This window comes from Rubrilithobacter danxiaensis (assembly GCF_047272945.1).
GTDB lineage: Bacteria > Bacteroidota > Bacteroidia > Sphingobacteriales > Sphingobacteriaceae > Rubrolithibacter > Rubrolithibacter danxiaensis.
The window spans coordinates 1-14,886 of sequence record NZ_JBKOPS010000012.1; the positions used below are offsets into that span (position 1 = coordinate 1).

12 protein-coding genes are annotated in these 14,886 nt (G+C 40.6%); 11 read left to right on the forward strand and 1 reads right to left on the reverse strand.

The features are described from left to right. A partial coding sequence (locus ACLCDL_RS14460) for an Ig-like domain-containing protein (protein WP_423149085.1) occupies positions 1 to 1,175 on the forward strand: 1,175 nt, incomplete at its 5' end. Here the strand turns inward: ACLCDL_RS14460 and ACLCDL_RS14465 are convergent. Continuing rightward, positions 1,176 to 1,463, reverse strand: a complete 288-nt coding sequence (locus ACLCDL_RS14465; protein ID WP_423149086.1) for a hypothetical protein — start codon at positions 1,461 to 1,463, stop codon at positions 1,176 to 1,178. A gap of 196 nt (positions 1,464 to 1,659) precedes the next feature. On the opposite strand from ACLCDL_RS14465, the gene atpD reads away from it, so the two are divergent. From atpD to ACLCDL_RS14515, 10 genes are all read left to right on the forward strand, one after another. Continuing rightward, on the forward strand, positions 1,660 to 3,165 hold the full coding sequence (gene atpD, locus ACLCDL_RS14470; protein ID WP_423149088.1) for a F0F1 ATP synthase subunit beta: 1,506 nt from the start codon (positions 1,660 to 1,662) through the stop codon (positions 3,163 to 3,165). A gap of 71 nt (positions 3,166 to 3,236) precedes the next feature. Next, entirely contained in the window at positions 3,237 to 3,479 is a 243-nt protein-coding gene (atpC, locus tag ACLCDL_RS14475; RefSeq protein WP_423149089.1) for an ATP synthase F1 subunit epsilon, read from the forward strand. A 573-nt stretch (positions 3,480 to 4,052) separates the two neighbouring features. Continuing rightward, positions 4,053 to 5,771, forward strand: coding sequence for a dihydroxy-acid dehydratase (ilvD, locus tag ACLCDL_RS14480; RefSeq protein WP_423149090.1), 1,719 nt, complete (start codon positions 4,053 to 4,055; stop codon positions 5,769 to 5,771). A gap of 78 nt (positions 5,772 to 5,849) precedes the next feature. Further along, on the forward strand, positions 5,850 to 7,589 hold the full coding sequence (ilvB, locus tag ACLCDL_RS14485; RefSeq protein WP_423149091.1) for a biosynthetic-type acetolactate synthase large subunit: 1,740 nt from the start codon (positions 5,850 to 5,852) through the stop codon (positions 7,587 to 7,589). Positions 7,590 to 7,612: 23 nt separating this feature from the next. Continuing rightward, on the forward strand, positions 7,613 to 8,218 hold the full coding sequence (ilvN, locus tag ACLCDL_RS14490) for an acetolactate synthase small subunit (protein WP_423149092.1): 606 nt from the start codon (positions 7,613 to 7,615) through the stop codon (positions 8,216 to 8,218). A gap of 95 nt (positions 8,219 to 8,313) precedes the next feature. Beyond that, complete coding sequence (gene ilvC / locus ACLCDL_RS14495; RefSeq protein ID WP_423149093.1) at positions 8,314 to 9,372, forward strand: ketol-acid reductoisomerase; 1,059 nt, start codon at positions 8,314 to 8,316, stop codon at positions 9,370 to 9,372. Positions 9,373 to 9,520: 148 nt separating this feature from the next. Beyond that, positions 9,521 to 11,035: a 2-isopropylmalate synthase gene (locus ACLCDL_RS14500; protein ID WP_423149094.1), complete on the forward strand. Its 1,515-nt coding sequence runs from the start codon at positions 9,521 to 9,523 to the stop codon at positions 11,033 to 11,035. Between the two features lie 84 nt (positions 11,036 to 11,119). Beyond that, complete coding sequence (leuC, locus tag ACLCDL_RS14505) at positions 11,120 to 12,538, forward strand: 3-isopropylmalate dehydratase large subunit (protein WP_423149095.1); 1,419 nt, start codon at positions 11,120 to 11,122, stop codon at positions 12,536 to 12,538. A gap of 111 nt (positions 12,539 to 12,649) precedes the next feature. Next, on the forward strand, positions 12,650 to 13,246 hold the full coding sequence (leuD, locus tag ACLCDL_RS14510) for a 3-isopropylmalate dehydratase small subunit (RefSeq protein ID WP_423149096.1): 597 nt from the start codon (positions 12,650 to 12,652) through the stop codon (positions 13,244 to 13,246). A 112-nt stretch (positions 13,247 to 13,358) separates the two neighbouring features. Continuing rightward, positions 13,359 to 14,876, forward strand: a complete 1,518-nt coding sequence (locus ACLCDL_RS14515; protein ID WP_423149097.1) for an alpha-isopropylmalate synthase regulatory domain-containing protein — start codon at positions 13,359 to 13,361, stop codon at positions 14,874 to 14,876. The last annotated feature ends 10 nt before the right edge of the window (positions 14,877 to 14,886 follow it).

The following is a 14,886-nucleotide window of genomic DNA, read 5'->3' on the forward strand; positions in this document are numbered from 1 at the left end:
CCCTCCCGGCTAACGGTACCCTCATGCTTAACGGAGCGCCTGTTACCAGTGGTCTGGAAATCTTGTCCTCTGCTATTTCGCAGCTGTCATTTATTCCCAATCCTGACTGGAACGGCTCGGCTTCCTTTAACTGGAACGGACAGGATGGTACCGATTATGCTGCTGCCGATGCTACCGTTACTATTACCATTGCCCCCGTCAATGATATTCCTGTAGCAAACGATGATGAGTTTTACATGGAACAAGACACGAAACTAAGCGGCGAGTGCGGCTGTTCCAATGATTCAGACCCCGATGGAGATAAACTGATGTTCACCAAACTAACAGAGCCTGCTAATGGAGCGGCTTCAATCAGTACCACCGGGAAGCTCGCTTATACTCCAAACTCCGGCTACGTAGGTTTAGATAATTTTACCTATCAGGCTTGCGACGCTTCAGGAGCTTGTGACATCGCCCGGATAACAATCAACGTACTGCCTACTACTATTGTTAATTTAACACCCGAATTCAGTAATGTTACAGAAGGAAAAAAGATTTCAGTGACTGCTTCTCTTGTAAGGCCTTTTCCTGAAGATGTTACCATTCTTCTGGACTATGAGGGTACCGCCAGTCTAAAGCAAGACTATCTGTTACGGGATCAATATCAAACCATTATCATACCGAAAGGATCTTTATCTTCCACTGATAAAGTAACTATACACGCGTTAACCGATGCCGCAAAAGAAGGAGATGAAACGATTAATATTACCATTGCAACTGTTTCCAACGAACGGGTAAAAATAGGAAAAGAGGCAAAAGTTAACATTCAGGATGGAGTTTTAGACAGCACGGCTATTGAAAAACCAGTTCCGGAAAATCCGGACATAAAACCAGATCCCCTTGTATCCCCTAATGACGACGGGATAAAAGACTTCTTCTATATTGAGAATATTTTATCCTTTAATTCCAACGAAGTGATAATATATAACCGACAGGGTAATGAAGTTTTCAGGATGAAGGGGTATAATGAAACAGACAGGGTATTCAGAGGTTATGCAAACACCGGATTGTTAACAAATACAAATACCACTTTAGTAGACGGAGTGTACTATTACCTTATTTATACACATCGCTTAATCGACGGCAAGGAAGTTACCCTACTGAACAAAGGATATTTAATTATGAAAAAGCAGTAATCAGCTATGCACCGTTCCCTCTTCAGAATCTGATTCCATTTTAGATTTGCCCTTTTTTCCGTTATAGGCAGAATAAGCAATTACCAAAATTATAGCCGCAGCTATCAGGGCCCATACCCACGGCTGGGAGTACCAGGGATAAGTTTCCCGTGGGCTAAAACCATCGGCCCCATTACTATTGCCGGCACTTTCCTGTGAAAAAGCAGGGAAAGCAACACAGAATGCCAGCAAAAAAGTAATAAAACGAAAACCGGTAAACTTAAAACGTGCAATAATTGAAGTATTCATAAATATCCAGTTGATGCAGGTATAACAGTAGCAAACCTTTTCAGTTTTGCCCGTTGCAGAACATTCTGAAAACTATAATAAAAATCTTTCAGGCAATATTTAAGTTTTCATTTTTTAAACGTATTTTTGCAGACCAAAAAATCAGGGCTTTAAAAGCTCATAATTAGTTGATTTTTAAAAATTTTACCAAAACTATATGCCAAACATTGGAAAAATAGCGCAGATCATCGGTCCGGTAGTTGACGTAAGCTTCGCAGATGAAGCGCACTTGCCAAAAATTTACGATGCTTTAGAGATCGAAAAAGGGAACGGACAAACAATTGTTCTCGAAGTGCAACAGCATTTAGGGGAAGACCGTGTGCGTGCTGTAGCTATGGACTCAACCGATGGTTTAGTTCGTGGAATGAAAGTTGCGGACACAGGAGCTCCTATTAAAATGCCTGTGGGTGAAGGAATAAAAGGCCGTGTATTTAACGTAGTAGGCGATCCGATTGATGGTATTCCTGCTCTTGATAAATCCAACGGACGTGCAATACACAATCAGCCTCCGCGTTTCGAAGATTTGTCGACCGAAACCGAAGTTTTGTTCACCGGTATTAAAGTAATCGATTTGCTCGAGCCTTATGCAAAGGGTGGTAAAATCGGTTTATTTGGTGGAGCCGGAGTTGGTAAAACGGTATTGATCCAGGAATTGATCAACAACATTGCAAAAGCATATTCAGGTTTATCAGTATTTGCAGGTGTGGGAGAACGTACCCGTGAAGGGAATGACCTTCTTCGCGAAATGCTTGAATCAGGTATTATCAAATACGGCGAAGAATTTATGCATGGAATGGAAAAAGGCGAATGGAACCTGGATAAGATCGACCAGAATGAATTGAAAGATTCAAAAGCAACCTTCGTTTTTGGGCAGATGAATGAGCCTCCCGGCGCACGTGCACGTGTTGCCTTATCAGGATTAACTATTGCTGAATATTTCCGCGATGGTGATGGACAGGGACAAGGACGTGATATTCTTTTCTTTATCGACAACATCTTCCGTTTCACCCAGGCAGGTTCTGAAGTATCCGCTCTGTTAGGACGTATGCCGTCTGCAGTAGGTTACCAGCCAACACTTGCTACCGAGATGGGTATGATGCAGGAACGTATCACTTCTACTAAACGCGGTTCTATTACATCTGTACAAGCGGTTTATGTGCCTGCCGACGATTTAACTGACCCGGCACCAGCTACAACATTCGCTCACTTAGATGCTACAACCGTACTTTCACGTAAAATCGCCGAGCTTGGAATTTATCCTGCAGTAGATCCCTTAGACTCTACTTCACGTATCCTTAGCCCAATGGTTTTAGGTGATGAACATTATAATACTGCACAACGGGTAAAAGAAATCCTTCAACGTTACAAAGAGCTTCAGGATATCATAGCCATTTTAGGTATGGATGAGCTTTCTGAAGAAGATAAATTAGTAGTTGCACGGGCACGTCGTGTTCAGCGTTTCCTGTCACAGCCTTTCCATGTGGCAGAACAGTTTACAGGATTGAAAGGTGTTCTTGTTGATATTAAAGACACCATCAAAGGATTCAACATGATCATGGATGGTGAAGTTGATGAATATCCCGAAGCAGCCTTCAACCTGGTAGGTACAATAGAAGACGCCATAGAAAAAGGCAAAAAAATATTAGCCGAAGCAAACGCATAAATGAGTTTGAAGTTAAAGGTTGTAAGTTAAAGGACTTGCAACCTGCAACCTGCAACCCACAACTTATTCATATGACATTAGAAATATTAACACCTGATAAAACTGTTTACGAAGGAGAAGTTAACTCGGTAACCGTACCCGGCGTTCAGGGTTCTTTTGAAGTACTCAAAGGACACGCTCCTATTATTTCTACTCTTGAAGATGGCAAAGTCACGATCAGAGGCGTAAAAGGAGAAGATATCTTTACCATTAAAGGAGGAGTTATTGAAGTAATTAATAATAAAATAATGCTGCTGGCAGAAGGAATAGAATAATCATTATTTATATTTTTTAAAAGACTGCCAACCGGCGGTCTTTTTTTGTTTCTGTACTTTTCAGCAATCAAAGGAATCGACATAAACAGCATTTTTTAATAGGCCATTTTTCAAAGCTTAATATTAAAAAATCTGTTACACAACTACCTTTTCAGGCAGAATTTTTGGAATTCATTAGCAAGGCTAAAACTTATACCGAAAACCGATTTTAGTTTTGGTATAAATACTACAAAATTATATTCGTCCGTATCTAAACTTCTTAGGAATGTTCTGCTAAAAACCTGCATAAAATTAAAATAAAATTTTTTTTAAAAATTTTGATGCTTACTATTGCTGTAATTAAATGTTGTAAGTAACTTGAGCTATACAAAAAAACAAAAAGATGACATTTGTAAAAGGATACAGAAACCTTACTGATAGCATCCCGTTTACCAAGCGGATTAATGCCGTCGGTATACTTCTGATTCTGCTATTTCCAAAACCGGCAAAGGCGTCTTAATAAAAAAATAATCTATACAAGCGCCTTTTTATTTAAAGGCGCTTTTTTTATAAAACGATACTGAAAAGAAAACAATGAAGCCATCATCTGATACATTAGAAACATCAACAGAAGTTAAAGAACTTAACCGTTACAGCAAAACCCTTACTCAGGACCCTACACAACCGGCAGCACAAGCCATGCTTTATGGAATTGGCTTAACTGACGAGGACATGAAAAAAGCACAGGTAGGAATCGTGAGCATGGGTTATGATGGCAACACCTGCAACATGCACCTGAATGATCTGGCAAAACTTGTAAAAGAGGGTGTTTGGGATGAAAACCTTGTTGGATTAATTTTTCATACCATCGGCGTTAGTGACGGTATGAGCAATGGCACGGAAGGCATGCGTTATTCATTAGTGAGCCGTGATGTTATTGCAGATTCAATAGAGACCGTTTGCGGAGCTCAGTATTACGATGCCTTAATCGCATTGCCGGGTTGCGACAAAAATATGCCAGGCTCCCTTATGGCCATGGGGCGCTTAAACCGTCCTTCAATTATGGTTTACGGCGGAACGATAGCTCCGGGACACTATAAAGGCGAAGATTTGAACATTGTATCAGCGTTTGAAGCGCTTGGAAAAAAAATAGCCGGACAAATAGACGAAATAGATTTTAAGGAAATCATTAAAAACTCCTGCCCCAGTGCCGGTGCTTGCGGAGGGATTTACACCGCCAATACCATGGCTGCAGCAATAGAAGCTTTAGGAATGAGCTTACCTTACTCCTCGTCTAACCCTGCATTGAGTGCTGAGAAAAAAGAAGAATGTCTGGAAGCTGGCAAGGCTATCCGCTTACTGCTTGAAAGAGATATCAAACCAAAAGATATCATGACCAAAAAAGCATTTGAAAATGCGATAATAACAATCATGGTAATGGGCGGATCAACCAATGCCGTTCTTCACTTAATTGCAATAGCAAAAAGTGTGGAAGTTGACCTTACACAAGATGACTTCCAGGAAGTAAGTAACCGGATCCCGGTACTTGCTGATATGAAACCAAGCGGACGATATATGATGGAAGACCTTCATAAGGTTGGCGGTATTCCGGCAGTAATGAAATATCTGTTAAAGCTGGGCTGGCTTCATGGCGATTGTTTAACCTGTACAGGTAAAACCCTGGCTGAAAACCTCGCTGATGTACCAGAACTTGACTTTGAAAGCCAGAAAATTATTATGCCTGTTGAAAAGGCTATAAAAGCAACAGGACATTTGCAAATATTATACGGAAACCTTGCAGAAGGCGGCAGTGTAGCAAAGATATCCGGAAAAGAAGGCGAGCGTTTTGAAGGTCCTGCAAGGGTTTTTGATGGCGAATTTGAATTAATAGAAGGAATACAAAGTGGCCGGGTAAAACATGGTGATGTAATAGTAATCAGAAATGTTGGGCCTAAAGGCGCTCCCGGAATGCCGGAAATGCTAAAACCTACTTCTGCGCTTATTGGAGTTGGTTTAGGTAAGAGTGTGGCTTTAATAACCGACGGACGCTTTAGCGGAGGTACTCACGGTTTTGTTGTTGGACATATCACTCCTGAAGCTTTTGACGGCGGACTAATCGGGCTGGTACAGGACGATGATATCATTGAGATTGATGCCATCAGCAGAAATATGACCTTAAAAGTTTCGGAAGAAGTAATTGCAGAAAGAAGATCAAGATGGACTAAACCAACATTACGGGTTACAAAAGGAATATTATATAAATATGCTAAACAAGTTACTTCGGCAGCAGAAGGTTGCGTTACCGATGCATAATACTTGTCTATCCAATAGCCTTAATTTAAATAACTAACAAATAAAACATCTACCATAAACAATAAAAAGAAAAAGATTATGGACACGGCTCAACAGGGAACAATTACCGCTCCTGAAAAAAAGGAAGTGTTAGAACTTACCGGCTCACAAGCAGTATTAGAAGCGCTTATTGCTGAAGATGTAAAAACAATTTTTGGCTATCCGGGCGGTGCTATCATGCCGATATACGATGCATTATATGATTACACGGATAAGCTTCAGCATATACTGGTAAGGCATGAACAAGGCAGTACTCATGCAGCACAGGGATACGCACGAACTTCTGGCAAGGTAGGTGTAGTTTTTGCAACAAGCGGACCAGGTGCAACTAATCTGGTAACCGGATTAGCCGATGCCCAAATTGACAGCACTCCCCTTGTATGTATTACCGGGCAGGTATTTGCTCATTTGTTAGGAACAGATGCTTTTCAGGAAACTGACGTAATTAATATTACAACACCTGTAACCAAATGGAACTACCAGATTACAGATGCTACTGAAATTCCTGAGATTTTGGCAAAGGCTTTTTATATAGCGCGAAGCGGACGCCCCGGCCCGGTACTGATCGATATTACCAAGAATGCACAAATTCAAAAATTCACATTTGAAGGATATACAAAATGCAGTCATATACGGAGTTACCGGCCAAAGCCTATTGTTCGTAAAGAATTTATTGCTGCAGCTGCAGAATTAATTAACAAGGCAAAAAAACCTTTTATCCTGTGGGGACAAGGCGTGCTGTTAGGAAATGCTGAAAATGAATTTAAAACATTCATTGAAAAGAGCGGAATTCCTGCGGGATGGACAATACTTGGTGTTGGTGCAATTCCAACCGATCATCCGTTAAATGTTGGCATGCTCGGGATGCACGGAAATTACGGGCCAAACGTACTTACCAATGAAGCTGATGTAATTATTGCCATTGGAATGCGATTCGATGATCGGGTAACCGGCAGATTAGATAAATATGCGAAACAAGCTCAAATTATTCATTTAGATATTGATCCGGCAGAAATTGATAAAAATGTAAAAGTAACTGTTCCTGTATGGGGAGACTGTAAAGAAACATTACCACTGTTAACCGAACTGGTAGAAGAAAAAAAACATACTGAATGGGTACAAAAGTTTAAAGACTTTTACAACAGCGAAGTTGAAGCAGTTATCAAAGACGAACTTTTTCCTACATCAGAAGAGCTTACTATGGGCGAAGTTATCCAGCAAATTAATGAACTTACTCATGGTGATGCGATCATAGTAACAGATGTAGGCCAGCATCAGATGGTGGCATGCAGATATGCTAAATTCAATAATACCCGCAGTAACATAACCAGTGGCGGATTAGGCACAATGGGCTTCTCCCTTCCGGCAGCTATTGGTGCAAAATTTGGAGCGCCTGATAAAGAAGTAATTGCGGTAATAGGTGACGGTGGAGTTCAAATGACAATCCAGGAATTGGGAACAATCATGCAGTTTAATGTAGGAGTTAAAATACTTATACTTAACAACCAATTTTTAGGTATGGTTAGACAATGGCAGCAGCTTTTTAACGATAAAAGATACTCTTTTGTAAATATTACAAGCCCTGATTATGTTAAAGTCGCCGAAGCTTACCAGATTCCAGGTCAAAAGGTAAATACCCGCGATAAGCTTCGATCTGCAGTTGAGGAAATGATTGCACACAAGGGCTCATACCTTCTGGAGGTAATGGTAACCAAAGAAAACAACGTATTTCCAATGGTACCGCAGGGTTGCAGCGTGAGCGAAATCAGACTTAAGTAAACTTCTTTTAAAAAAACATTACCATGAGTAGTCAGAATAATGATAAGCAGGAATTTAACATAACAGTATACACCGAAAACCAAATCGGTTTGCTGAACAGGATTGCAATTATTTTTTCGAGAAGAAAAATTAATATTGAAAGCCTGAATACTTCTCCTTCCGAAATAGAAAGCATCCACCGTTTCAATATAGTCATTCATGAAACAGAGGAAGTTGTAAGAAAACTTTCACGGCAGATAGAAAAGCAGGTTGAAGTGCTAAAAGTATACTACAACACCAACGAAGATATTATCTGGCAGGAGCTTGCTTTATACAAAGTACAAACCGATGCAATTGCCGAAAAAGCAAGTGTTGAAAGATTGCTTCGCGAATATGGAGCACGTGCAGTGGTTATCAGAAAAGATTATACTGTATTTGAAACAACAGGCCACAGAGAAGAAACAGATGCCCTTATTGAAGCCCTGCAACCATATGGATTAATAGAATTTGTACGTAGTGCCCGGGTAGCAATAATAAAAGCGAGCGAAGGCTTTAATAAGAAGCTAAGGGAATTCGAAAGGAAAGAGCCAGCTCCGGAAGTTATAGAAAATGAATACCTGAACAGTCAGGATAAGATTTTTACCATGTAATTTCTGTTCAGGATTAATAACTTTGCAGATCAAACAGTTAACAGTCAATTAATAAAACAATAATAGAAGAAAGCTAAAGCTAAAAACAAACAATCATGGCAAAATTAAATTTCGGCGGAACTGAAGAAAATGTAGTAACCCGCGAAGAGTTTCCATTATCAAAAGCTCAGGAAGTTTTAAAAAACGAAACAGTAGCTGTTATTGGTTACGGTGTACAGGGCCCTGGTCAGGCATTAAATCAAAAAGACAATGGTATTAATGTTATAGTTGGCCAGCGTAAAAATTCTAAAACATGGGATAAAGCAGTTGCCGACGGATTTGTGCCAGGTGAAACTCTTTTTGAAATTGAAGAAGCTCTTGAAAGAGGAACTATCATTTGCTACCTGTTAAGTGATGCTGCCCAAATCGAATTGTGGCCAACTGTAAAAAAACACCTTACCCCGGGTAAAGCCCTTTATTTCTCTCATGGATTCGGAATTACATTCAACGAGCAAACTGGCATTATCCCTCCTGCTGATGTAGACGTGTTTCTAGTAGCGCCAAAAGGATCTGGTACTTCATTACGCCGTATGTTCCTTGAAGGTCGCGGACTTAACTCAAGCTTTGCAATTTTCCAGGATGCAACAGGTAAAGCATGGGAAAGAGTTGTAGCACTTGGCATTGCGGTAGGAAGTGGTTACTTATTCGAAACTGATTTCAAAAAAGAAGTTTATAGCGATTTAACCGGAGAACGCGGAACATTGATGGGATGTATCCAGGGAATTTTTGCTGCCCAGTACGAAGTTCTACGCAGTAAAGGACATACTCCTTCTGAAGCATTTAACGAAACTGTTGAGGAGTTAACTCAGTCGTTAATGCCATTAGTAGCAGAAAACGGCATGGACTGGATGTATGCAAACTGCTCTACAACTGCCCAACGCGGCGCTTTAGACTGGTGGAAAAAATTCAAAGATGCTACCAAACCGGTTTTTGAAGAACTTTACGAAAGCGTGGCAACCGGAAAAGAATCTCAACGTTCAATAGATCTTAACAGCCAGCCTGATTATCGTGTAAAACTGGAGGCTGAACTTAAAGAACTTCGTGAAAGCGAACTATGGCAGGCAGGTAAAACAGTAAGAAGTTTACGTCCTGAGAACCAATCTGTAGAAGCATAAGAAAGGTAAAAGCTGAAAGGCAAAGCATTAATACCGATCAGACAGATATAAGTAGCGGCCGTCACACATCAGTTGTTGATACCGCTACTTAATTAACTAAATATCATATCAGTCTTTGATACTAAATACTTGATACTATACTAACAACATGTTACACGATCCTAACCGTATATTTATTTTTGACACCACGCTTCGTGATGGAGAACAAGTACCAGGTTCACAGCTTACAACTCCCGAAAAGATAATTATTGGAGAAGCTCTTCAGGAACTGGGCGTAGATATTATTGAAGCCGGCTTCCCTATTTCAAGCCCCGGCGATTTTCAAAGCGTGGTTGAACTGTCAAAGGTAATTCGCAATCCTATAATTTGTGCACTTACACGAGCAAATAAAGGAGATATAGATTGTGCAGCAGAAGCATTAAAACATGCCAAACACCCTCGTATCCATACAGGCATTGGCTCTTCAGACATGCATATTCAATACAAATTCAACAGCACCCGTGAGGCTATTCTTGAACGTGCCGTTGAAGCAGTAAAATATGCAAAAAAGTTTGTTGAAGATATTGAATTCTATGCTGAAGACGCAGGGAGAGCAGATAATGTATATCTGGCTCAAATGATCGAAGCAGTAATTGCGGCAGGTGCAACAGTAGTTAATATTCCCGACACAAACGGATATTGCCTGCCCGAACAATACGGTGCTAAAATCAAATTCCTGAAAGAGAATGTAAAAAACATTGATCAGGCAATAATTTCTGTTCATTGCCACAATGATTTAGGTTTGGCAACGGCAAACAGTATTGCCGGACTGCAAAACGGAGCTCGCCAGGTAGAATGTACCATTAATGGCATTGGTGAACGTGCCGGCAATACATCATTGGAAGAAGTGGTTATGATTCTGAACACACATAAATCGCTCGGATACCACGAAAAAATAAATATAAATACAAAAAAACTATACCCATTAAGCGGAATGGTGAGCCGTATGATGCGGATGCCGGTCCAATCCAACAAGGCAATCGTCGGCCGGAATGCATTTGCGCATAGCTCTGGCATTCACCAGGATGGCGTATTAAAACACCGCGAAACGTATGAGATAATGAACCCCGAAGATGTGGGTATCGACCAGTCTGAAATTATTCTCACTGCCCGAAGTGGTCGTCATGCGCTTAAACACCACCTGGAACGCCTGGGCTATTCAATCGATCGTATTGATCTTGACCAGACTTATCAGCGTTTCCTTGTAATGGCCGACGAGAAAAAAGAAATCAAAGACGACGACCTTCTGCAACTGATGGGCGATGAGACAGAATCAAACTTCAAAAATGGCGTAACAATTAATTCATTGTACGTTACTACTGGCGATCAGGCTGATCCGCAGGCTACAGTTAAGCTAAGCTATAAAGGAACTGAACGCGAAGCCACCGCATCAGGAAATGGTCCGGTAAGTGCAACTATTAAAGCCATAGAGAGTATACTTGGCAATCACGTAGAAATTAAAGAGTTTAATATTCATTCCATTCACGGTGGAAGCGATGATGTATCTAAAGTAGATATGCGTGTTATTCATGAAGATAAGTCCTATATGGGATATGGCTTCAGCACAGATATCGTCAGAGCATCTGCAAATGCATACCTGGATGCACTGAATAAATTTGTATAAAACCGTTCTCCTAAGCAACCGGAGGCGAATTTAAAGGATAGAAATCCTATATAGAAGAGTAAAAACAATAGCTAAAAATAAAAAATGAGCAAGACATTATTTGACAAGGTGTGGGACTCGCATGTGGTACGCAAAATTGAAGGAGGTCCCGATGTGTTATTTATCGATCGCCATTTAATTCATGAGGTTACCAGCCCGGTAGCTTTCTTAGGGTTAAAAAGCAGGGGAATCAATGTATTATATCCTGAACGTACATTTGCTACTGCAGATCATAATACCCCAACTATCAATCAACACTTACCGGTTGCCGACCCGCTCTCGGCTAATCAGTTAAAAGCATTAGAGCAAAATGCGAATGCATATGGAATTCGCCACTGGGGGCTTGGCCACCAAAAAAATGGCATTGTACACGTTGTAGGGCCTGAAAATGGCATTACACAACCCGGTGCAACCATAGTATGCGGCGATTCACACACTTCAACTCACGGCGCTTTTGGAGCGATTGCTTTTGGTATTGGAACATCAGAAGTTGAAATGGTATTGGCTTCTCAATGTATTATGCAGCCTAAGCCTAAAAAAATGCGTATCAATGTAACCGGATCACTTAGCAAAGGTGTTACTCCGAAAGATGTTGCATTGTTTATCATTTCCAAACTCACTACATCAGGTGCTACCGGTTATTTTGTAGAATATGCCGGTGAAGTTTTTGAAAAAATGAGTATGGAAGGCCGCATGACCGTATGTAACCTGAGTATTGAAATGGGAGCACGTGGCGGTATGATTGCCCCAGACGAAACTACTTTTAGCTATATCCAAGGCAGAGAATTTACACCGAAAGGCGACGCATGGGATAAAGCGATGGCTTACTGGCAAACCCTTAAGACCGACGCCGACGCTGTTTTCGATAAAGAATTTACTTTTGATGGCAGCAGCATCGAACCAATGATTACCTACGGAACAAATCCAGGTATGGGCATGGGCATTTCAAACCACATACCTAACGCAACTGAGGTTGAGGGAGGTGTTGCCACATACGAAAAATCATTAGGCTATATGGGTTTCCACGAAGGTGAATCTATGCTTGGTAAAAAGGTAGACTATGTTTTTGTGGGCAGCTGTACCAATGGGCGTATTGAAGACTTCAGAGCATTTACCTCTCTTATTAAAGGAAAGAAAAAAGCAGATGATGTTACTGTCTGGTTGGTTCCCGGCTCTCACATTGTTGAAGAACAGATAAAAAAAGAAGGATTACTGGATATTTTAACAGAAGCAGGCTTCACCTTACGTCAACCCGGATGTTCTGCATGCCTTGCAATGAACGATGATAAAGTTCCTGCAGGTAAATATGCTGTAAGTACTTCAAACAGAAATTTTGAAGGAAGGCAAGGCCCGGGAGCACGAACAATGCTTGCCAGTCCGCTTGTTGCTGCAGCTGCAGCTGTTACCGGAGTAGTTACAGATCCAAGGACTTTAATCGAAGATAAAACTTTAGAATTAGCGTAAAGAAGAGGTTAAAGGCGAAAGCTTAAAGTTCAAAGGGGCAGCAATGTTTTAAATATGCTTAATCCCAGATCTTTACCCTCTTACCTTTTACCGAATAAACTTTTAATAACAATGGCTTACGACAAATTTACGATATTAAAAAGCACAGTAGTTCCTCTTCCTATTGAGAATGTGGATACTGACCAGATCATACCCGCCCGTTTTTTGAAAGCAACGGAGCGTGTTGGGTTTGGAGACAATTTATTCCGCGACTGGAGGTACAATTCTGACAATACTCCTAAAGCTGACTTTGTTCTTAACAATCCCGTTTACCGCGGCAAAATACTTGTTGGTGGAAAAAACTTTGGTTCTGGTTCTTCCAGAGAACATGCAGCCTGGGCGGTTTATGATTATGGATTCAGATGCGTGGTATCCAGTTTCTTTGCTGATATTTTTAAGAACAACTGCTTAAATATCGGAGTATTACCTGTGCAGGTTAGCGCAGAATTTCTGCAAAAAATATTTGATGCTGTTTATGCAAATCCGCAAACAGAACTTGAGATCAATTTACCTGTACAAACAATTACATTGTTATCAACTGGTGAGCAGGAAAAATTCGATATCAGCCCTTATAAAAAAGAAAACATGCAAAACGGGTTTGATGATATTGATTATCTGCAAAATATAAAAGGTGATATCCAGCAATTTGCTGAAAAATTACCGTTCTAAGCAACGCTGAATACAATATAAATTTATCTGATATAAAGGCGTTTCAAAATTTGAAGCGCCTTTTATACAATTCTGCACAACTCTTAAAATAAATCAGGGGATAAGCAATTAAATGACAAAAAGGAAAATAGAAATAATGGATACTACCCTCCGGGATGGAGAACAAACCTCCGGGGTGTCATTTTCCATGTCAGAAAAGCTAACCATTACGCAACTATTGCTGGAAGAACTTTTAGTGGACAGGGTTGAAATCGCGTCAGCCCGTGTATCAGCCGGAGAATTTGAAGCAGTAAAAGCAATAACCGGGTGGGCAGAGAATAACGGATACAGCCATGCGATAGAAGTCTTATCATTTGTAGATAATGGAATTTCCATCGATTGGATGATCAAAGCCGGCGTTAAAGTACAGAACCTGCTAACAAAAGGTTCTCTCAATCATTTAACTCATCAGTTAAAGAAAACTCCTGAACAGCATTTTTCAGAAATCGCCCAAGTAATCGAGTCGGCTCTACAAAAAGGCATTGCAACTAATGTCTATCTGGAAGACTGGAGCAACGGCATGAGAAAGTCTCCGGACTATGTCTGGCAATATCTTGATTTTTTATCGCAGCAGCCAATAAAGAGAGTATTATTACCTGATACGTTAGGTGTACTTACTCCTTCAGAAACGTTTACATATATCACTGAACTCAAAGAAAAATATCCCGCTATTCATTTTGATTTTCATGCCCATAACGATTACGACCTTGGAACGGCAAATGTTTTTGAGGCTGTAAAAGCTGGCATCAACGGACTACATTTAACTGTTAATGGCATGGGCGAACGAGCAGGTAATGCCCCAATGGCCAGTGCGGTAGCGGTAATTAATGATTTTTTACCTGAGGCTGAAGTTTCGATCAAAGAGTCTTCTATATATAAAGTAAGTAAACTGGTAGAGACATTTTCAGGAATACGGATCCCGGCCAATAAGCCAATTGTAGGCGAGAATGTATTTACGCAAACCGCCGGAATTCATGCCGATGGCGACAACAAGAAGAATTTATATTTTAATGATTTACTTCCGGAGCGTTTTGGAAGAAAACGTAAATATGCCTTAGGAAAAACTTCGGGCAAGGCGAATATTGAAAAAAACCTTCAGGAACTGGGCTTGAAACTGAATGAAGAGCACCTGAAAAAAGTTACAGAGCGGGTTATCGAATTAGGTGATAAAAAACAGACGGTAACGCAGGAAGATCTTCCGTATATTATTTCCGATGTGCTTGACAGCAACCTGTACGAGGAAAAGGTTAAAGTAGAATCGTACGTATTAACAAATTCTAAAGGATTGCGTCCTTCAGCAACCATCTCCGTTTGCATTGATGGAAAGCTTATTGAAGAACACGCACAGGGTGACGGCCAATTTGATGCTTTCATGAATGCATTGAAAAAAGTTTACTCTAAAAAAGACATGCATTTGCCGGAATTAGTAGATTATGCCGTACGAATAGCTCCCGGTAGCAGCTCGGACGCATTGTGTGAAACTATTATCACCTGGCAAACAGAAAGCAGGACTTTTATCACCCGCGGTTTGGATTCAGACCAGACTGTTTGTGCCATAAAGGCAACTCAGAAAATGCTAAACATCATTTAATAGCAAGTTC

Coding starts and splice junctions, on each gene's coding strand:
- ACLCDL_RS14465 (WP_423149086.1), bottom strand. CDS start 1,463: ATGAATACTTCAATTATTGCACGTTTTAAGTTTACCGGTTTTCGTTTT.
- atpD (WP_423149088.1), top strand. CDS start 1,660: ATGCCAAACATTGGAAAAATAGCGCAGATCATCGGTCCGGTAGTTGAC.
- atpC (WP_423149089.1), top strand. CDS start 3,237: ATGACATTAGAAATATTAACACCTGATAAAACTGTTTACGAAGGAGAA.
- ilvD (WP_423149090.1), top strand. CDS start 4,053: ATGAAGCCATCATCTGATACATTAGAAACATCAACAGAAGTTAAAGAA.
- ilvB (WP_423149091.1), top strand. CDS start 5,850: ATGGACACGGCTCAACAGGGAACAATTACCGCTCCTGAAAAAAAGGAA.
- ilvN (WP_423149092.1), top strand. CDS start 7,613: ATGAGTAGTCAGAATAATGATAAGCAGGAATTTAACATAACAGTATAC.
- ilvC (WP_423149093.1), top strand. CDS start 8,314: ATGGCAAAATTAAATTTCGGCGGAACTGAAGAAAATGTAGTAACCCGC.
- ACLCDL_RS14500 (WP_423149094.1), top strand. CDS start 9,521: ATGTTACACGATCCTAACCGTATATTTATTTTTGACACCACGCTTCGT.
- leuC (WP_423149095.1), top strand. CDS start 11,120: ATGAGCAAGACATTATTTGACAAGGTGTGGGACTCGCATGTGGTACGC.
- leuD (WP_423149096.1), top strand. CDS start 12,650: ATGGCTTACGACAAATTTACGATATTAAAAAGCACAGTAGTTCCTCTT.
- ACLCDL_RS14515 (WP_423149097.1), top strand. CDS start 13,359: ATGACAAAAAGGAAAATAGAAATAATGGATACTACCCTCCGGGATGGA.